The sequence below is a fragment of the Bacillus sp. SIMBA_026 genome (genome assembly GCF_046535335.1).
Lineage (GTDB): Bacteria > Bacillota > Bacilli > Bacillales > Bacillaceae > Bacillus > Bacillus velezensis.
Window position 1 is genome coordinate 1 of the sequence record NZ_JAWRWX010000505.1, and the last position, 233, is coordinate 233.

Here is a 233-nt window from a genome sequence, read left to right on the forward strand (position 1 = left end):
ATCCCGTTCACCAGGAAGAACTCTTCCTTCACTGCCGGCGGTGTATCGATAGATCTCTTCATTGAATTTTCCTGGCGGATGAAACGCACAGCGCCAGTGCATTCCAGATGGCGCCACATACGGCAGGATCATCAGTCGACCATATCCATTTCGAATTAACCAGATGCCAGCACGCAAAACGGTTTGCGCGACGAGTCTCGTATCCATGTGATCGTCATTGATTTGTTGATAAT

General features: G+C 48.9%; 1 protein-coding gene. It reads right to left on the bottom strand.

Features of this window, described 5'->3' with window-relative positions:
* Nucleotides 1–233 (bottom strand): hypothetical protein (locus SB847_RS22335; RefSeq protein WP_410578956.1); only part of this gene is annotated, 233 nt, incomplete at both ends.